This window comes from Streptococcus infantis (assembly GCF_047465035.1).
In the GTDB taxonomy this organism is placed as follows: domain Bacteria; phylum Bacillota; class Bacilli; order Lactobacillales; family Streptococcaceae; genus Streptococcus; species Streptococcus infantis_T.
Map to the genome: position 1 here is coordinate 20,083 of NZ_JASHAQ010000020.1, position 23,503 is coordinate 43,585.

11 protein-coding genes and 1 pseudogene are annotated in these 23,503 nt (G+C 39.2%); 10 read left to right on the forward strand and 2 right to left on the reverse strand.

The features are described 5' to 3' along the window. Positions 1 to 231: 231 nt before the first annotated feature. Both QM406_RS08525 and QM406_RS08530 read left to right on the forward strand, forming a co-directional pair. On the forward strand, positions 232 to 6,459 hold the full coding sequence (locus tag QM406_RS08525) for a ZmpA/ZmpB/ZmpC family metallo-endopeptidase (protein ID WP_414273970.1): 6,228 nt from the start codon (positions 232 to 234) through the stop codon (positions 6,457 to 6,459). Positions 6,460 to 6,500: 41 nt separating this feature from the next. Then, a complete protein-coding gene (locus tag QM406_RS08530; protein WP_414273971.1) occupies positions 6,501 to 12,368 on the forward strand; it encodes an SIALI-17 repeat-containing surface protein in 5,868 nt (1,955 codons plus the stop codon). A 50-nt stretch (positions 12,369 to 12,418) separates the two neighbouring features. Here QM406_RS08530 and QM406_RS08535 read toward each other — a convergent pair. Beyond that, positions 12,419 to 13,159: pseudogene (locus tag QM406_RS08535) on the reverse strand (transposase); the annotation flags it as partial. A 181-nt stretch (positions 13,160 to 13,340) separates the two neighbouring features. Here QM406_RS08535 and QM406_RS08540 point away from each other — a divergent pair. From QM406_RS08540 to sdbB, 6 genes are all read left to right on the forward strand, one after another. Beyond that, on the forward strand, positions 13,341 to 14,600 hold the full coding sequence (locus QM406_RS08540) for a UDP-N-acetylglucosamine 1-carboxyvinyltransferase (protein WP_311523634.1): 1,260 nt from the start codon (positions 13,341 to 13,343) through the stop codon (positions 14,598 to 14,600). A 16-nt stretch (positions 14,601 to 14,616) separates the two neighbouring features. Further along, positions 14,617 to 15,168, forward strand: coding sequence for a GNAT family N-acetyltransferase (locus tag QM406_RS08545; protein ID WP_311523636.1), 552 nt, complete (start codon positions 14,617 to 14,619; stop codon positions 15,166 to 15,168). After that, a complete protein-coding gene (gene spxR / locus QM406_RS08550) occupies positions 15,161 to 16,438 on the forward strand; it encodes a CBS-HotDog domain-containing transcription factor SpxR (RefSeq protein ID WP_414273972.1) in 1,278 nt (425 codons plus the stop codon). The genes QM406_RS08545 and spxR overlap by 8 nt, the downstream gene beginning before the upstream one ends. A 14-nt stretch (positions 16,439 to 16,452) precedes the next feature. Further along, on the forward strand, positions 16,453 to 17,313 hold the full coding sequence (locus QM406_RS08555; RefSeq protein WP_045763436.1) for a methionyl aminopeptidase: 861 nt from the start codon (positions 16,453 to 16,455) through the stop codon (positions 17,311 to 17,313). 127 nt (positions 17,314 to 17,440) lie between these two features. Continuing rightward, positions 17,441 to 18,148, forward strand: a complete 708-nt coding sequence (gene ccdA2 / locus QM406_RS08560; protein WP_414273973.1) for a thiol-disulfide oxidoreductase-associated membrane protein CcdA2 — start codon at positions 17,441 to 17,443, stop codon at positions 18,146 to 18,148. 12 nt (positions 18,149 to 18,160) lie between these two features. Continuing rightward, positions 18,161 to 18,721, forward strand: coding sequence for a thiol-disulfide oxidoreductase-associated lipoprotein SdbB (gene sdbB / locus QM406_RS08565; protein WP_311523642.1), 561 nt, complete (start codon positions 18,161 to 18,163; stop codon positions 18,719 to 18,721). Positions 18,722 to 18,778: 57 nt separating this feature from the next. Here the strand turns inward: sdbB and QM406_RS08570 are convergent, their stop codons facing one another. Continuing rightward, complete coding sequence (locus QM406_RS08570; RefSeq protein WP_000176425.1) at positions 18,779 to 19,765, reverse strand: L-lactate dehydrogenase; 987 nt, start codon at positions 19,763 to 19,765, stop codon at positions 18,779 to 18,781. Positions 19,766 to 19,958: 193 nt separating this feature from the next. Between QM406_RS08570 and gyrA the strand changes: the two genes are divergently transcribed. Together gyrA and QM406_RS08580 are read left to right on the forward strand one after the other, a co-directional pair. Continuing rightward, positions 19,959 to 22,427 (forward strand): DNA gyrase subunit A, encoded by a 2,469-nt coding sequence (gyrA, locus tag QM406_RS08575; protein ID WP_414273974.1) that lies wholly within the window; start codon positions 19,959 to 19,961, stop codon positions 22,425 to 22,427. Next, the gene (locus QM406_RS08580; RefSeq protein ID WP_414273975.1) at positions 22,427 to 23,176 is read left to right on the forward strand and encodes a class A sortase; all 750 of its coding nucleotides are present in this window, start codon (positions 22,427 to 22,429) and stop codon (positions 23,174 to 23,176) included. Before gyrA ends, QM406_RS08580 begins: the two co-directional genes overlap by 1 nt. Positions 23,177 to 23,503 lie beyond the last annotated feature (327 nt).

Consider the following 23,503-nt stretch of genomic DNA (forward strand, 5'->3'; position numbering starts at 1 on the left):
GCTTTCCGAGTTTTCGGAGAGCCTATTTTTTTATCCAAAAAGAATATAAGAAATTCAAACCCTGTTCATTCGTATTTTATATATAAAACAAAGTATGAAAGCGCATCTCAATTTTAAGACTTTTTGGTAAATTAAGAGTATAATTGAAGTGTGTTACCTTTTTATAAGATAACAAGCTAATATAATAAAGTTTACCTTACATATTTTTAAATTTTATTTCAAGGAGGAATCATGGAAAAGTATTTTGGTGAAAAACAGCAGCGTTTTTCATTTAGAAAATTATCAGTAGGACTTGTATCTGCAACGATTTCAAGTTTATTTTTTATGTCTGTATTAGCTAGTTCATCTGTAGAGGCTCAAGAGACTAAAGGTGTTCACTATAAATATGTGACAGAGTCAGAGTTATCATCAGAAGAAAAGAAACAGCTTGTCTATGACATTCCGACATACATGGAGAATGATGATGAAACTTATTATCTTGTTTATAAATTAAATTCCCAAAATCAACTGGGAGACTTACCAAATACTGGAAGTAAGAATGATATGCAAACCCTAGTTGCTGGTGCTAGCTTAGCGGCTCTGGGGATTTTAATTTTTGCCGTTTCTAAGAAAAAAGTTAAGAATAAAACAGTATTACATTTAGTATTGGTTGCAGGAATCGGAAACGGTGTCCTAGTATCAGCTCATGCTTTAGAAAATAATCTCTTACTGAATTACAATACTGACTATGAATTGACCACAGGAGAAAAATTACCTCTTCCTAAAGGGATTTCAGGTTACACTTATATTGGATATATCAAGGAGGGAAACATAACTTCTGAATCTAAAGTAAGCAATCAAGAGAAATCAGCAGCCACTCCTACAAAACAACAAAAGGTGGATTATAGTGTTACACCGAATTTTGTCGAGAATCCATCAACAGTACAAGCTATGCAGGAACAAACATCTGTTTCTTCAACTAAGCCGACAGAAGTTCAAGTAGTTGAAAAACCTATCTCTGCAGAATTAACCAATCCAAGAAAAGAAGAGAAACAATCTTCAAATTCTGCTGTTGTACGCGCAAAAGGCAAACCTGAAGTCCAACCTGCGTTACCAGAAGCTGTAGTAACTGATAAAGGCGAACCTGAAGTTCAACCTGAATTACCAGAAGCAGTAGTAAGTGACAAAGGGGAGCCCGCAGTTCAACCCGCCTTACCAGAAGCAGTTGTAACTGACAAAGGTGAACCTGCAGTCCAACCAGAATTGCCAGAAACTATGGCAAGCGCCAAAGGTGAACCCGCAGTTCAGCCTGCATTACCCGAAGCAGTAGTAAGTGATAAAGGCGAACCTGCAGTCCAACCCGCCTTACCAGAAGCAGTTGTAACCGATAAAGGTGAACCAGCAATCCAACCAGAGTTGCCAGAGGCTGTAGTAACTGACAAAGGGGAGCCTGCAATTCATCCAGCGTTACCAGAAGCAGTTGTAAGTGATAAAGGGGAGGCTGCAGTCCAACCCGCCTTGCCAGAGGCTGTAGTCAGTGACAAAGGCGAACCTGAAGTCCAACCTGCCTTGCCAGAGGCTGTAGTCAGTGATAAAGGTGAGCCTGCGATCCAGCCAGAATTACCCCAAGCAGTTGTAACCGACAAGGGTGAGCCTGCAGTCCAACCCGCCTTGCCCGAAGCAGTTGTAACTGACAAAGGTGAACCAGCAGTCCAAGCAGAGTTGCCAGAAGCTGTAGTCAGTGACAAAGGTGAGCCTGCAGTCCAACCCGCCTTGCCCGAAGCAGTTGTTACTGATAAAGGAGAACCTGAAGTTCAACCTGCGTTACCCGAAGCAGTCGTGACTGATAAGGGTGAGCCTGAAGTTCAGTCTGAATTACCAGAAGCGGTTGTAACTGACAAAGGTGAGCCTGAAGTTCAACCCGCCTTGCCCGAAGCAGTTGTTACTGATAAAGGAGAACCTGAAGTTCAACCTGAATTGCCAGAAGCAGTTGTTACTGATAAAGGAGAACCTGAAGTTCAACCTGAATTGCCAGAAGCAGTTATAACAGACAAAGGTAAACCTGAAGTTCAACCTGAACTACCAGAAGCAGTTGTGACTGACAAAGGTGAGCCGGAAGTTCAACCTGCGTTACCAGAAGCAGTCGTGACTGATAAGGGTGAGCCTGCAATTCAACCTGAACTACCAGAAGCAGTTGTAAGCGATAAAGGCGAACCTGCAATTCAGCCAGAGTTACCAGAAGCTTTAGTAAGTGACAAAGGCGAACCAGAAGTTCAACCTGAATTGCCAGAGGCTGTAATAACCAACAAGGGTGAACCAGCGATCCAGCCAGAGTTACCAGAAGCAGTTGTAAGCGATAAAGGAGAACCAGAAGTTCAACCTGAATTGCCAGAAGCAGTTGTTACTGATAAAGGAGAACCTGAAGTTCACCCAGAGTTACCAGAAGCTGTTGTAACTGATAAAGGTGAGCCTGCAGTCCAACCCGCCTTACCAGAAGCAGTTGTAACTGACAAAGGTGAGCCTGAACAGGTAGATCCACTTCCTGAATATAAGGGGAATATTGAGCAATTAAAACCTGAAACTCCGATTGAGAAGCCGAAAGAAACAGATCCAGAAAAAACACTCGAATTAAGAAATGTTTCTGATGTAGAGCTCTATAGCCAGACGAATGGAATTTATAAACAGCATGTTTCGTTGGATGGTGTTCCAAACAATACAGATACTTACTTTGTCAAGGTAAAATCTTCGGCATTTAAAGATGTCTATCTACCAGTCGCCTCAATAACTGAAGAGGAAAGAAATGGTCAGTCAGTTTATAAAATTACAGCTAAGGCTGAGAAACTCCAGCAAGAGCAGAACAATAAATATGTCGACCATTTCACCTTCTACCTCGATAAGAAGTCTAAAGAGGAAAATACAAACTTTACTTCCTTTAGTAATCTGGTCAAAGCTATAAACCAAAATCTCTCTGGAACCTATCATTTAGCAGCTAGCCTGAATGCTAACGAAGTGGAGCTTGGTCCTGATGATAAATCCTATATCAAGGGAACCTTTACTGGTCAGTTGATTGGAGAAAAAGATGGTAAGAAGTATGCTATCTATAATTTGAAAAAACCTCTGTTTGAAAACTTGAGTGGTGCTACAGTAGAAAAACTGAGTCTAAAAAATGTTACTATTTCAGGGAAAAATGATATTGCTTCACTGGCAAATGAAGCTCAGAATAACACAAAAATTAAGCAAGTTCATGTGGATGGTGTACTCGCCGGTGAACGTGGTATCGGTGGTTTGTTGGCTAAGGCAGACCAATCAAGCATCACAGAGAGTAGTTTCAAGGGAAGAATTGTCAATACCTATGAAACAACTGCTGCCTATAATATCGGTGGCCTGGTCGGTCATTTAACAGGAAAAAATGCGTCTATTGCTAAATCCAAAGCGACAGTAACCATTTCATCCAACACCAATAGTTCAGATCAGACTGTTGGTGGGCTAGCAGGTCTAATAGACCAAGATGCGCATATACAGGATAGCTATGCTGAAGGTGATATCAATAATGTCAAGCACTTTGGTAGAGTCGCGGGTGTAGCAGGATATTTGTGGGATCGAAAAACAAATGAGGAACAGCATGCAGGAAGATTGACCAATGTACTAAGTGATGTCAATGTAACCAACGGGAATGCCATTACCGGTTACCACTACAATGGAATGAAGGTGAAGGACACATTCAGCAGCAAAGCGAACAGAGTATACAATGTCACCTTGGTTAGGGATGAAGTCATCAGCAAAGAATCCTTTGAAGAAAGAGGAACAATGCTAGATGCTTCTGAAGTGACTAATAAAAAAGCAGAAATCAATCCTCTCACTCCTCCAACAGTGGAGCCCCTTTCAACAAGTGGTAGTAAAGAAAGTGATTTTTCTGAGGTGAAGCATTATCAAGCTAACCGTGCTTTGGTTTATAAGAACATTGAAAAATTGTTACCTTTCTATAACAAGGCGACCATCGTGAAATACGGAAACCTGGTTAAGGAGAACAGTCTCTTATATCAAAAAGAACTCTTGTCCGCAGTTATGATGAAGGATGACCAAGTAATCACAGATATTGTTTCTAACAAACAGACTGCAAATAAACTCTTGCTTCACTATCAGGACCATTCATCTGAGAAGCTCGATCTCAAGTACCAGACTGATTTTGCCAAGCTAGCAGAATATAGTTTAGGGGATACAGGACTCCTCTACACTCCAAATCAATTCTTGTATGACCAAGACTCTATCATTAAGCAAGTCTTACCTGACTTACAAAAGGTTGACTATAAGTCGGATGCCATCAGAAAGATACTCGGAATTTCTCCAGATGTCAAGCAAACTGAGCTCTATCTGGAAGACCAGTTCGTCAAAACAAAACAAAATTTGGCAAACAGTTTGAAAAAACTCTTGTCAGCAGATGCTGGACTTGCTGGTGACAACCCAGTTACCAGAGGCTATCTTGTAGATAAAATCAAGAACAATAAGGAAGCTTTGCTACTCGGTTTAACTTATTTAGAACGTTGGTATAACTTTAGCTACGGTCAAGTGAATGTCAAAGACCTGGTGATGTATCGTCCAGACTTCTTTGGTAAAGGAAATACTTCACCACTAGATACTCTGATTGAGTTAGGGAAATCAGGATTTAATAATCTGCTTGCTAAAAACAATGTCGATACTTATGCTATCAGTCTTGCCAGCCATCATGGAACGACAGATTTGTTTAGCACGTTGGAAAATTACCGAAAAGTCTTTTTACCAAACACTAGCAATAATGACTGGTTTAAAAAACAGACCAAAGCTTTCATTGTCGAAGAAAAATCCACTATTGCAGAGGTCAAAGCCAAGCAAGAGCAAGCAGGGACTAAGTATTCTATCGGTGTTTATGACAGAATTACTAGTAGTACTTGGAAATACCGCAATATGGTCTTGCCTCTCCTTACCTTGCCAGAAAGATCTGTATTTGTCATCTCAACCTTGTCTAGTCTAGGATTTGGCGCTTACGATCGCTACCGCAACAGCGATTATAAGGCTGGAGATGAACTCAATAAGTTTGTTGAAGATAATGCGCGTGAAACAGCCAAACGTCAGCGAGATCACTATGATTATTGGTATCGTATTTTAGATAAAGAAGGACGTGAAAAGCTCTATCGTACAATTTTACTTTATGATGCCTATAAGTTTGGAGATGATACAACATCTGGAAAAGCTACAGTTGAGGCTAAGTTTGATAGTACCAATCCGGCGATGAAGAATTTCTTTGGTCCAGTGGGGAATAAAGTAGTTCACAATCATCATGGTGCTTATGCAACTGGAGATGGCGTTTACTATATGTCCTATCGTATGTTAGACAAGGATGGAGCCATTACTTATACCCATGAGATGACCCATGATTCAGATCAGGATATTTACCTTGGTGGCTATGGTCGAAGAAGCGGCTTAGGACCGGAGTTCTTCGCAAAAGGCTTATTGCAAGCTCCTGACCAACCAAGTGATGCAACCATTACCATCAACTCTATCTTGAAACATAAAACATCAGATAGTACAGAAGGCCAGCGATTGCAAGTACTTGATCCAACTACAAGATTTAATGACGCAGCAGATCTTCAGAACTACGTCCACAATATGTTTGATGTCGTTTACATGTTGGAATATCTCGAAGGGCAATCTATCGTGAAACAGTTAGATGCTTATCAGAAAATGACGGCCCTGAGAAAAATCGAGAATAAATACGTGAAAGATCCTGCAGATGGAAATGAGGTTTACGCTACTAACGTTGTACAAAATCTGACAGAAGAAGATGCCAAAAAATTGACTACCTTTGATAGTTTAATTAAAAATAATATCTTGTCAGCTCGTGAATATAAGTCTGGGGAATATGAAAGAAACGGTTACTATACGATTAAACTCTTCGCCCCAATCTATTCGGCTCTGAGCAGTAAGGGAACTCCGGGTGATTTGATGGGACGTAGGATTGCTTATGAACTTCTGGCTGCCAAAGGTTTTAAGGATGGAATGGTACCTTATATCTCAAACCAATACGAGGAAGTTGCTAAACAACAAGGGAAAACTATCAATCTTTATGGTAAAGAACGAGGATTGGTGACAGATGATCTTGTTTTGGAAAAGGTATTTGAAGGTAAGTATAAAACTTGGGCAGAATTTAAGACAGCTATGTACCAAGAACGGGTGGGTCAGTTTGTAAACTTGAAAAAGGTGACCTTCAACGATCCAACCAAATCTTGGGCAAGTTTTGCAAGAAAGACGATTCATAGTGTAGAAGAACTGCAGCGATTAATGGACGAAGCTGTCCGTAAGGATGCAGATGAGAATCGTTATTCTTGGGACAACTATAATCCAGAATATGATAGTGCAGTTCATAAGTTAAAGAGAGCAGTGTTTAAGGCCTATCTAAATCAAACTGATGATTTTAGAAGTTCAATTTTCGAAAATAAAAAATAGTGTTTACTATTAGGAAATAAAATTAAAGAAGGTGATTACGCTTGTCATTATTTAAAAAAGAACGGTTTTCAATCCGAAAAATCTGTGGGATTGTTGGTTCATTTTTACTCGGAAGTATCTTGGTTGCACCGTCAGTCATTCATGCTTCTACCTATCATTACATTGAAAAAAGCGCTCTTACAAAGGAAGAACAAAGAAAGATTCAAGCAGGAATTCCTACTGATAATGAGGTAATTTATGCTCTTATTTATCAGCAGGAAGCTCTTCCTGCAACAGGTTCATCTACTTCTGTGCTTACAGCTTTAGGACTATTAGCTGTTGGTAGTTTAGTCCTTTTGGTTCATAAAAAGAAAAAAGTTAGTAGTTTGTTCTTAGTTACTACTATCGGAATGATTAGTCTTTCTAGTATGCAAGCTCTCGATATAAGCAATCCTTTGAAAGCTCCAAGTAATGAAGGAATAGTTCAAATTGCTGGATATCGTTATATTGGATACTTACCGCTTGATGATGATGCAATTTCAGAAATTCAACATAAGAATGAGGGGACAAAAAATGTTCCAGTATCTGAAATTCAAAGTATTCCTAATGAAGCGCCTAAAGCAGAAAAACCAGAACATACAGCACCAGTTGGTGGTAATCTGGTTGAGCCCGAAGTTCATGAAAAACCAGAATATACTGCACCGGTAGGAACAGTTCCTGATATGGCACCTAAAGCTGAGAAACCAGAATACACTAAAACAGTGGGTACAGTTCCAGACGAAGCACCTAAAGCTGAGAAACCAGAATACACTAAACCAGTGGGTACAGTTCCAGACGAAGCGCCTAAGGCTGAGAAACCAGAGTACACTCAACCTGTGGGTACAGTGCCTGACGAAGCACCTAAAGCAGACAAGCCAGAATACACTGAACCCGTAGGCACAGTCCCAGATGAGGCTCCTAAGGCAGAGAAGCTAGAATATACAGCACCAGTTGGTGGTAATCTGGTAGAACCTGAGGTTCAACCAGAGTTACCCGAAGCTGTTGTGACTGACAAAGGCGAACCGGAAGTTCAACCAGCGTTACCCGAAGCTGTTGTGACTGAAAAAGGCGAACCGGAAGTTCAACCGGCATTACCAGAAGCAGTTGTGACTGAAAAAGGTGAGCCGGAAGTCCAACCAGCGTTACCCGAAGCTGTTGTAACTGATAAAGGTGAACCAGAAGTTCAACCAGCGTTACCCGAAGCTGTTGTAACTGACAAAGGCGAACCAGAAGTTCAACCAGCGTTGCCGGAAGCTATTGTAACTGACAAAGGTGAACCAGAAGTTCAACCAGCGTTACCCGAAGCTGTTGTGACTGACAAAGGTGAACCAGAAGTTCAACCAGCGTTGCCGGAAGCTATTGCGACTGATAAAGGCGAGCCTGAAGTTCATGAAAAACCAGCATACACTGAACCGGTAGGCACAGTTCCAGAAGAAGCACCCAAGTCCGAGAAGTCAGAATACACGGAATCTGTAGGTACAACAGGAGTAGATGAAACAGGAAACTTAATTGATCCGCCGGTTATTGAAATCTCAGAGTATACCGATCCGCTAGCTACAGTTCCTGACGTTGCTCCAGAGAGAGAAGAGCTTCCTGCTTTACATACTGATATTCGTACAGAGACTATTCCTAAAACTATCACAGAAGAATCTGATTCTAGCAAATTTATAGGTGATGATTCTATTAAACAAGTTGGTGAGGATGGAGAACGTCAAATTGTTACTAGCTATGAAGAGTTACATGGCAAAAAAATCAGTGACCCAGTTGAAACAGTAACTGTGTTGAAAGAAATGAAGCCTGAAATTCTTGTAAAAGGTACCAAAGAAAAGCCCAAAGAAAAAACGGCTCCTGTTTTGACTCTGACCACTGTATCTAAGGATGTTTTAGCTAAGTCTGCTACAATTAACTACAATCTAGAAAATCAAGACAATGCTACAATTACACGCATTGTAGCGACTATCAAAGAAGGTGGAAAAATTGTAAAAACGCTTGATTTAAAAACCGATAACTTATCTCAAGTATTAGAGAACTTAGACTATTACAAAGATTATACGATTTCAACCACTATGACTTATGATGTAGGTAAGGGTGCAGAAGTATCGACTTTGGAAGATAAACCTTTACGCTTAGATTTAAAGAAAGTTGAGTTGAAAGATATTGCAAATACCAGTCTCGTACAAGTAAACGAAAGCGGTGTCGAAAGCGATAGTAATCATTTAACCTCTCTTCCAAGTAATGTTAACAACTATTACTTAAAAGTAACCTCCAGAGAAAACAAAGTGACTCGTTTAGCAATTGATAAGATTGAAGAGGTCATTGAGGAAGGTAAGCAGCTTTACAAGATAACGGCAAAAGCACCTGACTTAGTTCAACGTGATAAAGACGGTAAGTTAAGAGACACTTACACTTATTATCTTGAAAAACCGAGGGCTACCGAGGATAAGGTTTATTACAACTTCCATGATTTAGCAAAAGACATGCAAGCAAATCCTACCGGTGAGTTTAAACTTGGTGCAGATTTGAATGCAGTTAACGTTAAGCCAGCAGGTAAAGCTTATGTTATGGCTAAGTTTAGAGGTACTTTATCAAGTGTAGAGAATCATCAGTACACGATTCATAACTTAGAAAGACCTTTGTTTAATGAGGCTGAAGGTGCTACACTCAAAAACTTTAACTTAGGTAATGTAAATATAAACATGCCTTGGGCTGATAAAGTTGCACCTATTGGTAATATGTTTAAGAAGTCTACACTTGAGAATATCAAAGTAGTAGGTTCAGTAACAGGAAATAACGATGTAACCGGTGCTGTTAATAAGTTAGACGAAGCTAATATGCGCAATGTAGCTTTTATTGGCAAGATTAACAGTCTTGGAGATAAAGGCTGGTGGTCTGGTGGACTTGTCAGCGAAAGTTGGATAAGTAACGTTGATAAAGCTTACGTTGATGCTAAGATTAGTGCCAATAAATCTAAATCTGGTGGTTTAATTGGTAAACTAGATCATGGTATTGACTCGATGACAGTAGGTAAAAAAGGATTTCTCCGAAATGCTGTAATAAAAGGTACTATGAATTTGATTCAGCATGGCGAAAGTGGAGGTGTAATTCATAACAACTTTAACTGGGGTGTTATTGAAGACGTCGTAACAATGCTTAAAGTAAATAATGGTGAAATTGTCTATGGTTCACCAGCCTTGAATGATAATGACCAATATTTTGGATTAGATAATATCAAACGTGTAAATTATGTAAATGGTGTTGCAAGTGGTTTATCTTCCTACAAGCATTCAAATCGTATTACTGGTATCTCTCAAGCCGAAGCAGACGCCAAAATCGCTAATATGGGGATTACTGCGAATACCTTCGCTATTCAAGATCCAGTTGTAAACAAGTTAAATCGTATCGTTGATAGAGATTCTGAATATAAAGCGATTCAGGACTACCAAGAAACAAGAAACCTAGCTTATCGAAACTTGGAAAAACTGCAACCATTTTATAACAAAGAGTGGATTGTAAACCAAGGGAATAAGTTAACAGATGATTCCAATCTTGTTAAGAAAACTGTTCTGTCTGTAACAGGTATGAAAGCAGGGCAATTTGTCACTGATTTATCAAGTGTGGATAAAATCATGATTCACTATGCCGATGGAACCAAAGAAGAATTTGGGGTATCTGCGGTTTCGGACTCTAAGGTAAAACAAGTCAAAGAATATAATGTAGATGGTTTAGGTGTAGTTTACACTCCTAATATGGTTGATAAGAACAGAGATTCCTTGATTACGAAAGTTAAAGAGAAGTTGAGTTCTGTTGCTTTAGACTCTGCTGAGGTTAAAGCTATTACAAATAACCCTTCATCTCTATACCTAGAAGAAAGCTTCGCTGAGGTTAGAGAGACGTTAGATAAGTTAGTGAAGTCCTTGTTAGAAAATGAAGACCATCAACTGAACAGTGATGAAGTGGCTGAGAAGGCGCTTCTCAAGAAAGTTGAAGATAATAAAGCTAAGATTATATTAGCCTTGACTTATCTAAATCGTTATTATGGTATCGACTATGATGGCTTGAACTTTAAGCATTTGATGATGTTTAAACCAGACTTTTATGGTAAAACACCAAGTATTTTAGATTTCTTGATTCGTATAGGTTCAGCAGAAAAGAATTTAAAAGGAGATAGAAGTTTAGAAGCTTATCGTGAAGTTATTGGTGGTACTATTGGAAAAGGTGAATTAAATGGCTTGTTAGGCTATAACATGCGTTTATTCACTAAGTACACCGACTTAAATGACTGGTTTATTCATGCTGCAAAGAACGTTTATGTTTCTGAGCCTGAGACGACTACAGAGGATTTCAAAGACAAGCGCCATCGTATCTATGACGGTTTGAACAATGACGTGCATAGTCGCATGATTTTACCGTTACTCAACTTGAAGAAAGCACATATTTTTGTCATTTCTACTTACAACACGTTGGCATTCAGTTCTTTTGAAAAATATGGGAAGAATACGGAAGAAGAACGAAATGCTTTCAAAGAGGAGATAAACAAAGTAGCGAAAGCTCAACAAAGATATTTAGACTTTTGGTCTCGTTTAGCTTTACCAAAAGTTCGTAATCAGCTCTTGAAGAGTCAAAACTCCGTACCAACGCCTGTTTGGGATAATCAAAATTATAGCGGTATTAAGAATGCTAGTCGCCGTGGTTATGGTTCAGATGGCAAGGTTGCAACTCCTATTCGAGAGCTATTTGGCCCAACTGATCGTTGGCATCAAGTTAACGGAGCGATGGGAGCGATGGCAAAAATTTATGAACGTCCATGGAAAGATGATCAGGTTTACTTCATGGTAACTGACATGATTAGTCAGTTTGGTATTTCAGCCTTTACACATGAAACAACTCACATAAACGACCGTATGGCTTACTATGGTGGAGATTGGCATCGTGAAGGTACTGACTTAGAAGCCTTTGCTCAAGGTATGTTACAAACCCCTGATAAATCTACTCCGAATAGTGAGTATAAAGCTCTGGGTATCAACATGGCTTATGAGCGTAAAAATGATGGTGAGCAGTACTACAATTATGATCCAGCTAAGTTAGACAGTCGAGACAAGATTGATAGTTATATGAAAAACTACAATGAGTCTATGATGATGTTAGATTACTTAGAAGCTACTGCCGTTATTAAGCAGAAGTTATCTGATAACTCTAAGTGGTTCAAGAAGATGGATAAAGAGTGGCGTACAAATGCGGATAGAAATCGTTTAATTGGAGAACCACACCAGTGGGACAAATTACGTGATTTGACGGAAGAAGAGAAGAAATTACCAATTGATAGCATTGACAAGTTGGTAGATAATAACTTTGTAACTCTTCATGGTATGCCAAATAACGGTCGCTTCCGTACGGAAGGTTTTGATAGTGCTTATCAAACGGTCAATATGATGGCAGGTATCTTTGGCGGGAATACGAGTCGAAGCACCGTAGGTTCTATTTCCTTTAAACACAATACTTTCCGTATGTGGGGTTACTATGGTTATGAGAATGGCTTTATCCCTTATGTTTCTAACAAGTTAAAAGGTGATGCCAACAGAGAAAATAAAGGGCTTTTAGGTGATGATTTCATTATCAAGAAAGTTTCTAATAATCAATTCCAAAACCTCGAAGAGTGGAAGAAACATTGGTATCATGAAGTGTATGCGAAAGCACAGAAAGGCTTTGTTGAGATTGAAGTAGACGGTTCTAAGATTTCAACTTACGCTCAACTTCAAAACTTATTTAACACTGCTGTTGAGAAAGACTTGAAAGAAGGTGGTTTCAAGCATACCGAAGGCCTCAAGTGGAAAGTTTATAAGAAATTATTACAAAACACAGATGGTTTCTTAAATCCATTGTTTAAAATATAAAAGGGACAAGTTTTTTGGCTCTTTGTCAACTGTAGTGGGTTGAAGAAAAGCTAATCTCGAGAAAGGACAAATTTCGTCCTTTCTTTTTTGATGTTCAGAGCGATAAAAATGCGTTTTTTGAAGTTTTCAAAGTTCTGAAAACCAAAGGCATTGCGTTTAATAAGTTTGATTAGATTATTAGTGGCTTCCAGTTTGGCGTTAGAATAGGGTAGTTGAAGAGCGTTGACAATTTTCTCTTTGTCCTTTAGAAAGGTTTTAAAGACAGTCTGAAAAAGAGGATGAACCAGCTTTAGATTGTCCTCAATGAGTCCAAAGAATTTCTTCGGCTCCTTATTCTGAAAGTGGAAAAGCAAGAGTTGATAGAGATGATAGTGGTGTTTCAAGTCTTCGGAATAGCTCAAAAGCTTGTTTAGGATTTCCTTATTGGTTAAATACATACGAAAAGTAGGGCGATAAAAACGTTTATCACTCAGTTTACGACTATCCTGATTGATTCATAATTTGGACACGCACACGACTCATAGCACGGCTTAGATGTTGTACAATGTGAAAGCAATCCAGAACGATTTTAGCGTTTGGGAGTGAAACAGTCTCGTAGACTGTTTCAGTCTGAGCCTAGAAATTCGAAAGCGAAGTTGTCTAGTCAAGTCATAATAAGGGATAAACATATCCATAGTAATGATTTTGACGCGACTTCGGACAGAACTCTCATATTTAAGAAAATGATTTCGGATGATAGATTGTGTTCTACCTTCCAGAACTGTGATGATGTTGAGATTGTCAAAATCTTGAGGGTAATTTCTCAAAGTAACTTCCACTTTCCTGACCAAAGTGGAAATTAGTCTAAAACGGATTTTTATGGTGGAATTAAGTGTGAGACGTTTGTTAATTATTTTATAGGATTGGCTATTAGTAAGAAATATGGTATAATATAGGGTGAGACCTTCTTAATAAATAGTGAAAGAGTATAAAATGAAAAAAATTGTCATTAACGGTGGGAGACCATTGAAAGGTGAAATTACGATTAGTGGTGCTAAAAATAGTGTCGTTGCCTTGATTCCTGCCATTATTTTATCAGATGATGTTGTGATTTTGGATTGTGTTCCAGACATCTCTGATGTAGCTAGTCTTATTGAGATTATGGAGATCATGGGAGCTAGTGTCAAGCGTTATGACGATGTTCTTGAGATTGATCCTCGTGGTGTTCAAAATAAACCAATGCCTTATGGTAAAATTAATAGCTTGCGTGCGTCTTATTATTTCTATGGTAGTCTTTTAGGACGTTTTGGTGAAGCAACTGTAGGTTTGCCTGGAGGGTGTGACCTAGGACCACGTCCGATTGATTTGCATTTAAAAGCATTTGAAGCTATGGGAGCTAAGACAACCTACGAGGGAGATAATATGAATCTCTCAACCCAAGGATCAAGTCTACATGGTGCGCATATCTATATGGATACTGTTAGTGTTGGTGCGACAATCAATACGATGCTAGCAGCAGTAAAATCTAAAGGTCGAACAGTTATTGAAAATGCTGCTCGCGAACCTGAAATCATTGATGTGGCTACATTATTAAACAATATGGGAGCTCACATTCGTGGCGCAGGTACGGATATGATTACTATTGATGGTGTAGATAGCCTTCATGGGACACGTCACCAAGTCATCCCAGACCGTATTGAAGCAGGTACTTATATTTCAATGGCTGCTGCAGTAGGTCATGGGATTCGAATTAACAATGTACTTTATGAGCATTTAGAAGGATTTATTGCTAAACTTGAAGAAATGGGTGTTCACATGACTGTTTCTGAAGACAGTATTTTCGTCGAAGAGCAAACAAATCTAAAGGCTGTTAATATCAAGACAGCTCCTTATCCAGGTTTCGCAACAGATCTTCAACAGCCTATTACTCCTTTGTTATTAAAAGCAGAAGGTCGTGGCACATTGATTGATACAATCTATGAAAAACGTGTCAACCATGTTTTTGAATTAGCCAAAATGAATGCAGATATTTCAACAACAAACGACCACATCCTTTATAAGGGTGGAAATCCTTTGCAGGGTGCAAAAGTTAAGGCGACAGACCTACGTGCTGGAGCTGCCTTGGTTATTGCTGGCTTGATGGCTGAAGGAAAAACAGAGATTACCAATGTTGAATTCATCCTTCGAGGCTACTCGAATATTATTGAAAAATTGCGTAATCTTGGAGCAGATATTGAGCTAATCGAAGATTAGCACTTTGAGGATTGCAATGAATATCTGGACTAAATTAGCAAAATTTTCTTTCTATGAGACGGAACGTTTATATTTCCGTCCCTTCTTTTTTACAGATGTAGATGATTTTCATCAACTTGCATCAGATCCTGAAAATCTTCAATTTATCTTTCCTGCACAAGCAAGTATTGAAGAAAGTCAGTATGCTCTTGCCAATTATTTTATGAAATCACCTTTGGGAATTTGGGCTATTTGTGATAAAAAAGAGCAAAGAATGATTGGAGCTATCAAGTTTGAAAAACTTGATGAAATTAAGAAAGAAGCTGAAATTGGCTATTTTTTAAAGAAAGACTATTGGTCTCAGGGTTATATGACTGAAGCAGTTACCAAATTACGAGATTTATCCATGAACGAGTTTGCCTTGAAGCAACTTTCGATTGTGACACATCTAGAAAATGTTGCTAGTAAGAAAGTAGCAGAAAAATCAGATTTTGTTCTTTATCGTCGTTTTAAAGGTAGCGATCGTTATACCCGAAAGATGCGGGATTATCTAGAATTCCGTTATACAAAAGGAAATCTAAATGAGTAAACACCAAGAAATATTAGCCTACTTGGAAGAATTACCAGTTGGGAAGCGTGTCAGTGTTCGTAGTATTTCAAATCGACTGGGAGTAAGTGATGGTACAGCATATCGGGCTATCAAAGAAGCTGAAAATAGGGGACTTGTTGAAACACGTCCTCGAAGTGGAACAGTACGTGTAAAGTCAAAAAAAGTAGCTATTGAGAAATTAACGTTCGCAGAAATTGCAGAAGTTACAGGCTCGGAAGTTTTAGCTGGTCAAGCTGGATTGGATAGAGAATTTAGTAAATTCTCCATTGGAGCGATGACTGAAAAGAATATTCTTTCTTATCTTCATGATGGCGGCTTACTTATCGTAGGAGATCGAACACGTATTCAGTTATTAGCACTAGAAAATGAAAATGCTGTCTTGGTAACAGGTGGATTTGAAGTTCATGAAGATGTTTTGAACCATGCTAATAAAAAAAATATTCCAGTATTACGCAGTAAGCATGATACATTTACAATTGCGACTATGATCAACAGAGCTTTGTCCAACGTTCAGATCAAGACAGATATTTTGACGGTTGAAAAAATCTATCGTACTAGTCATGAATATGGATTTCTACAGGAAACGGATACTGTCAAAGATTATCTAGACTTGGTTCGTAAGAATAGAACGAGCCGTTTCCCTGTCATCAATCAGCATCAGATCGTTGTTGGTGTAGTTACTATGCGTGATGCGGGGGATAAATCACCTGGTACAACGATAGATAAGGTCATGACAAGGACAGTCTACATGACTGGCTTAGCGACGAATATCGCTAACGTTAGCCAGAGAATGATTGCTGAAGACTTTGAAATGGTACCTGTTGTGAGAAGTAATCAAACTTTACTTGGTGTTATTACTAGACGGGATGTCATGGAAAAGATGAGCCGCTCTCAAGTTTCAGCATTGCCAACATTTTCAGAACAGGTTGGTCAGAAGTTATCTTACCACCATGATGAAGTTGTCATTACGGTTGAACCATTTATGTTGGAAAAAAATGGAGTCCTTGCAAATGGAGTTCTTTCAGAAATTTTGACCCATATGACGCAGGATCTAGTCGTGAATAGCGGACGTAATCTCATCATTGAACAGATGTTGATTTACTTTTTACAGGCTGTTCAGATTGATGATATCTTGCGGATTCAGGCTAGAATTATTCACCATACGAGAAGGTCAGCCATTATCGACTATGATATTTATATCAATCATCAAATCGTATCAAAAGCAAATGTTACTGTAAAAATTAATTAAAACTAGGAGAAAACATGATTACATTAAAATCAGCTAGAGAAATCGAAGCAATGGATAAGGCTGGCGATTTTCTTGCCAGTATTCACATCGGTTTGCGTGACATCATCAAACCAGGTGTAGATATGTGGGAAGTAGAAGAATATGTGCGTCGTCGTTGTAAAGAAGAAAATTTCCTCCCTCTTCAAATTGGTGTTGATGGGGCAATGATGGATTATCCATACGCAACTTGTTGTTCGCTTAATGACGAAGTAGCCCATGCTTTTCCACGCCACTATATTTTGAAGGAAGGCGATTTGCTGAAAGTTGATATGGTCCTTGGTGGGCCAATCGCTAAGTCTGACCTCAATGTTTCTAAACTCAATTTTAACAACGTTGAGCAAATGAAAAAATATACTCAAAACTTTACGGGCGGCTTGGCAGATTCTTGTTGGGCTTACGCTGTTGGAAAACCGTCAGAAGAAGTTAAAAACTTAATGGACGTTACCAAAGAAGCTATGTATAAGGGAATTGAGCAGGCTGTTGTAGGAAATCGTATTGGAGATATTGGAGCTGCTATTCAGGAATATGCTGAAAGCCGTGGTTACGGAGTTGTTCGTGATCTTGTAGGACACGGTGTTGGTCCAACTATGCATGAAGAACCAATGGTACCTAACTATGGTATCGCAGGTCGTGGTCTCCGCCTTCGTGAAGGCATGGTCTTAACCATTGAGCCTATGATCAATACAGGTGATTGGGAAATCGATACAGATATGAAAACAGGCTGGGCACATAAAACAATCGATGGTGGACTATCATGTCAGTACGAGCATCAGTTTGTTATTACTAAAGATGGGCCTGTAATCTTGACAAGTCAAGGTGAAGAGGGAACTTATTAATCAAAAAAGGAGCTGAGCTCCTTTTTTTGATTCTTTCAAGTTGAAAATAAATTTGCGTAGCAGATATCTTACAAACGTTTTCTTTTATAGTAAAATAAAAGATGACTATATGAAAGAAGGTTCTTAATTGGAAAGTATTTTATTTTTTATTTCTGTCTTTATAGCTGGGGTCTTGTCATTCTTTTCTCCCTGTATCTTTCCCTTGTTACCAGTCTACGCAGGTGTTCTGCTAGATGATCAAGAGGAATCAAATACATTTCGTTTTTTAGGTAAAGACGTTGCTTGGTCAGGATTGATTCGTACCCTCTGTTTCATTGCGGGTATCTCTCTCATTTTCTTTATTCTTGGATTTGGAGCAGGATTCCTTGGGAATTTACTTTATGCTGACTGGTTTCGTTATGTCATGGGAATCATGATTATCATACTGGGTTTGCATCAGATGGAAATTCTTCATCTACAAAAATTAGAGGTACAAAAAACAGTAACATTTAAGCAAAAACAGTCTAGTAAATATTTGTCGGCATTTTTACTGGGGATCAGCTTCAGCTTTGGCTGGACTCCATGTATAGGCCCAGTTTTAAGTTCTGTTTTAGCACTGGCTGCCTCAGGAGGAAATGGAGCTCTTCAGGGGGCTTTATTGACCCTCATTTACACTCTTGGAATGGCACTTCCATTTTTATTTCTGGCCTTGGCATCAGGTCTTGTCATGCCTTATTTTAGTAGAATCAAATCCCACATACTTTTATTGAAGAAGATTGGTGGTTTATTGATCATTCTCATGGGAATTTTATTAATGTTGGGACAGTTAAATGTCTTATCTGGAATATTAGGATAAAAGGAGTTATCTATGAAAAAAATTATCTATTTTGGACTTAGTTTCTTGTCTCTCTTTCTTCTGATTGCTTGTGGCAAGGAAGAGAAAAAATCAAGTCCACAAAATCAATCAAATCAGACACAACAAGCTCCTGTGAAGCAAGTAGCTATTGGAGCAGAAGCACCTGATTTCACCCTTCAATCGATGGATGGAAAAGAAGTCAAATTATCTGATTTTAAAGGTAAGAAAGTTTATCTTAAATTTTGGGCATCTTGGTGTGGACCATGTAAGAAAAGTATGCCAGAATTGATGGAGCTTGCTGCTAAGGAAGATCGTGGTTTCGAAATTTTATCTGTCATTGCGCCAGGGCTTCAAGGTGAAAAAACGATAGACCAATTTCCAAAGTGGTTTGAAGAACAAGGTTATAAAGACATCCCTGTTTTATATGATACAAAAGGAGCTGTTTTTCAAGATTATCAAATTCGAAGCATCCCTACAGAGTATCTAATTGATTCACAGGGTAAAATTGCTAAGATTCAATTAGGTGCGATTAGTAACGCAGATGCAGAAGCAGCTTTTGCTCAAATGAAATAAAGTAATGAAATATAAAAATGTCTAGACAAATCGTCTAGACATTTTTTCTAACTTAAATTAGTTTTTTGAAGCTGCTTGGAATTCAGGGTTTTTCCAAGCTTCATCAATAATAGCTTGTAATTCTTTAGCTGAAGCTTGCATTTTTTGAGTTTCAGCATCGTTCAATGGGATGTTAACTGGACGAACGATACCGTGTGCACCAACGATAGCTGGTTGACCGATAAAGACGTTTTCAACTCCGTATTGACCTTCTTGGAATACTGAAAGTGGAAGAACAGCATTTTCATCATCAAGGATAGCTTTTGTAATACGAGCAAGGGCTACTGCGATACCATAGTATGTTGCACCTTTTTTGTTGATGATTGAGTAAGCAGCATCACGAACTGAGATGAAGAGTTCTACAAGGTCAGCTTCATCCAAGTCACGGTTAGCTTGCAACCATTGTTCCAATTTTACACCGGCAACGTTAGCGTGTGACCAAACAGCAAACTCAGAGTCACCGTGTTCACCCATGATGTAGGCGTGAACTGAACGAGCATCAACGCCGATTTTTTCAGCAAGTGCTTGACGGAAACGAGCTGAGTCAAGTGAAGTACCTGAACCGATAACACGTTCTTTAGGGAAACCTGAGAATTTCCAAGTTGAGTAAGTCAAAACGTCAACTGGGTTAGCTGCAACAAGGAAGATACCGTCGAAACCAGAAGCAACAACTTGTTCAACGATTGATTTGTTGATAGCAAGGTTTTTACCAACAAGGTCAAGACGAGTTTCACCTGGTTTTTGTGGAGCACCAGCAGTGATAACTACAAGGTCAGCGTCCGCACAGTCTTCATACTTAGCTGCATAAATTTTCTTAGGTGAAGTAAAAGCAAGCGCGTGGCTAAGGTCTTCAGCATCACCAACAGCTTTTTCAAACAATTGAGGAATTTCAATGATACCAAGTTCTTGTGCAATTCCTTGGTTAACAAGAGCAAAAGCGTATGATGATCCTACGGCACCGTCACCGACAAGGATAACTTTTTTGTGTTGTTTAGTTAATGTCATTTGTCTAAACATCTCCTTCATTTTTTAAGGGCTTCCCCCGTTTAGTTTCATTCTATCACTTTTAAATAGCTTTGTCACGGATATAACATCCACTTGGCCATGTAAACGTTTTAGTCGGATTGGAAGACTGAAATCTAGGTCAAACTATGGTATAATATATCTAGTTACTAATAGTGAAATGAGGCATTTGTTAATGCAAGATAAAAATTTAGTGAATGTCAATCTGACAAAGGAGATGAAGACCAGCTTTATCGACTACGCCATGAGTGTTATCGTATCGCGGGCCCTTCCTGATGTTCGAGATGGGTTGAAACCAGTTCATCGTCGTATTCTATACGGTATGAACGAATTGGGTGTGACACCAGATAAACCTCATAAGAAATCTGCCCGTATTACAGGGGATGTCATGGGTAAATACCACCCGCACGGTGACTCATCTATCTACGAAGCTATGGTTCGTATGGCGCAATGGTGGAGTTACCGTTACATGCTTGTAGATGGGCATGGGAACTTTGGTTCCATGGATGGTGATGGTGCTGCCGCCCAGCGTTATACTGAAGCGCGTATGAGCAAGATTGCACTTGAGATGCTTCGTGACATCAATAAAAATACCGTTGATTTTGTTGATAACTATGATGCCAATGAACGTGAACCTGTTGTTTTACCAGCTCGTTTTCCAAATCTTTTGGTCAATGGAGCTACAGGTATCGCTGTTGGTATGGCGACTAATATTCCACCACATAACTTGGGTGAAACCATTGATGCTGTTAAGTTAGTGATGGATAATCCAGAAGTCACCACCAAGGAATTAATGGAAGTTCTTCCTGGTCCAGATTTTCCAACTGGTGCTCTGGTCATGGGGAAATCAGGTATTCATAAGGCTTATGAAACAGGAAAAGGCTCCATTGTTCTTCGTTCACGTACAGAAATCGAAGAAACGAAAACAGGTCGCGAACGTATCGTTGTAACAGAATTTCCATACATGGTCAACAAGACTAAAGTCCATGAGCATATTGTGCGTTTAGTTCAAGAAAAACGTATCGAAGGAATTACAGCTGTTCGTGATGAATCAAACCGTGAGGGAGTTCGCTTTGTTATCGAAGTGAAGCGTGATGCGTCAGCCAATGTTATCTTGAACAACTTGTTCAAGATGACTCAAATGCAAACTAGCTTTGGATTTAACATGCTGGCTATCCAGAATGGTGTACCTAAGATTCTCTCTCTTCGTCAAATCTTGGATGCCTATATTGAGCACCAAAAAGAAGTGGTGACTCGTCGTACTCAATTTGACAAAGAGAAAGCTGAAGCGCGTGCACACATCTTAGAAGGTTTGTTAATTGCTCTGGACCACATTGACGAAGTCATTCGTATCATTCGTGCTAGTGAAACGGATGCAGAAGCCCAAACTGAATTGATGTGCAAGTTCAAGTTATCTGAACGTCAAAGTCAAGCAATTCTCGATATGCGTCTTCGTCGTTTGACCGGTTTGGAACGTGACAAGATTCAGTCGGAATATGATGAGCTTATTGCTTTGATTGCTGACTTGGCAGACATTCTTGCAAAACCAGAACGTGTAGCGCAAATCATCAAGGACGAATTGGATGAGGTCAAACGTAAGTTTGGCGATCCACGTCGTACTGAGTTGATGGTTGGTGAAGTCTTGACGCTTGAAGATGAAGACTTGATTGAAGAGTCTGATGTTCTCATCACTCTATCAAATAAAGGTTATATCAAACGTTTGGACCAAGACGAATTTACAGCTCAAAAACGTGGTGGACGTGGCGTTCAAGGAACTGGAGTTAAGGACGATGACTTTGTGCGTGAATTGGTTTCAACCAGCACTCACGATCATTTGCTTTTCTTCACCAATAAAGGACGGGTTTATCGTCTTAAGGGGTATGAAATTCCAGAGTATGGTCGCACTGCTAAGGGCTTGCCAGTCGTCAATCTTTTGAAACTAGACGAAGGTGAAAGCATTCAAACCATTATCAATGTTGAATCAGAACGTAGTGATGATGCTTACCTCTTCTTTACAACTCGTGCTGGTATTGTTAAGAGAACCAGCGTTAAAGAATTCGCAAACATTCGTCAAAATGGTCTTAAAGCCTTGAATCTGAAAGATGAGGATGAGTTGATTAATGTCTTACTAACTGAAAAAGACACAGATATCATCATCGGAACTAAATTAGGTTATGCAGTTCGTTTCAATCAGTCTTCAGTTCGTAGTATGAGTCGTATCGCCACTGGTGTTAAAGGGGTAAACCTTCGTGAAGGTGATGCAGTAGTAGGAGCGAGAGTGATCACTGACCAAGATGAAGTCCTTATCATAACTGAAAAAGGATACGGTAAGCGCACAGTTGCGACTGAATACCCAACAAAAGGTCGTGCCGGTAAGGGAATGAAAACAGCCAATGTTACTGAAAAAAATGGTCCTCTGGCTGGCCTCTTAACAGTAAACGGTGACGAAGACTTGATGATTATCACTGACACAGGTGTCATGATTCGAACAAATGTAGCCAATATTTCACAAACGGGGCGTTCAACTATGGGAGTAAAAGTGATGCGTCTAGATCAAGATGCTAAGATTGTGACTTTTACAAGTGTTGCAGCAGCAGAAAAAGAAGAAGTTGGGGCAGAACAGGAAACAGAAAGTGAAGCATAATGTCTCAAAAAAAGAATCAAAGTAAAAAAAATAAACGTAAGAATCTACTGATTAACATACTGGCAGGATTTCTAATCTTGCTATCTATCGCTTTAATCTTCAATGCTAATATTCGTGATATGTTCATGATTTGGAACACTAATAAGTATCAGGTCAGTCAAGTAACTAAGGAAGAGATTGAAGAGAACAAAGAAACCGAAGGAAATTTTGATTTTGACTCTGTAAAATCACTTTCCTCGGAGGCAGTCCTATCAGCTCAATGGAATTCCCAGCAACTTCCGGTAATCGGAGGGATTGCCATTCCAGAGCTTGAAATGAATCTACCAATATTTAAGGGACTCGATAATGTTAACCTTTTTTATGGTGCTGGGACAATGAAAGCAAATCAGGTAATGGGGGAAGGAAATTATTCTCTAGCAAGTCACCGTATCTTTGCAGGTGAAAATGCAGATAAGAAATTATTCTCTCCTCTTGCTCGTGCTGAGAAAGGGATGAAAATTTATCTCACTGATAAAGAAAAAGTCTATACATACGAGATTGAAGAAGTTAAAATTGTAACTCCTGATCGCGTAGATGTAATTGACGAACGTGATGGGATTAAAGAGATTACCTTGGTAACCTGTGAAGATGCTAATGCAGTTGAGAGAATTATCGTTAAAGGGAATTTGACAGAGGTAAAATCTTATGCAGAAACTCCATCAGATATCTTAGAAGCCTTTAATAAACCCTATAAACAATTTTATGAATAGTAGAAGAGGTTGGGACAAAAGAGCCCGACCTCATTTTTTATTAGTAATCAAACTTTGACGCGGTAGCTGATTGAACTTTTTGTTCGTCTTTTAGACTCCAAAAAGCTCCTAATCATCCTCGTGGGGCTGGGACTACGAAATCGAGACTTTGTCTATCGATTTCTGTCCCACCGCCTTTTCTTGTCAATTTGCTAAATTCGCAAACTAAGTTCCACCGCTATTAGAAGTGGAAGTTAATCTGATAAAAATCCTAAAAACCAGTGGAAATCCGTGTCAGGGTAAGTTCCACTGGTTTTAATAATGCTTGATTTCATCGCTTCTGTAGCC

What these genes read in the sequence shown, in the direction of transcription:
- QM406_RS08525 (WP_414273970.1), top strand. Translation starts at nt 232, where the DNA reads ATGGAAAAGTATTTTGGTGAAAAACAGCAGCGTTTTTCATTTAGAAAA.
- QM406_RS08555 (WP_045763436.1), top strand. Translation starts at nt 16,453, where the DNA reads ATGATTACATTAAAATCAGCTAGAGAAATCGAAGCAATGGATAAGGCT.
- QM406_RS08545 (WP_311523636.1), top strand. Translation starts at nt 14,617, where the DNA reads ATGAATATCTGGACTAAATTAGCAAAATTTTCTTTCTATGAGACGGAA.
- QM406_RS08580 (WP_414273975.1), top strand. Translation starts at nt 22,427, where the DNA reads ATGTCTCAAAAAAAGAATCAAAGTAAAAAAAATAAACGTAAGAATCTA.
- gyrA (WP_414273974.1), top strand. Translation starts at nt 19,959, where the DNA reads ATGCAAGATAAAAATTTAGTGAATGTCAATCTGACAAAGGAGATGAAG.
- spxR (WP_414273972.1), top strand. Translation starts at nt 15,161, where the DNA reads ATGAGTAAACACCAAGAAATATTAGCCTACTTGGAAGAATTACCAGTT.
- sdbB (WP_311523642.1), top strand. Translation starts at nt 18,161, where the DNA reads ATGAAAAAAATTATCTATTTTGGACTTAGTTTCTTGTCTCTCTTTCTT.
- QM406_RS08570 (WP_000176425.1), bottom strand. Translation starts at nt 19,765, where the DNA reads ATGACATTAACTAAACAACACAAAAAAGTTATCCTTGTCGGTGACGGT.
- QM406_RS08540 (WP_311523634.1), top strand. Translation starts at nt 13,341, where the DNA reads ATGAAAAAAATTGTCATTAACGGTGGGAGACCATTGAAAGGTGAAATT.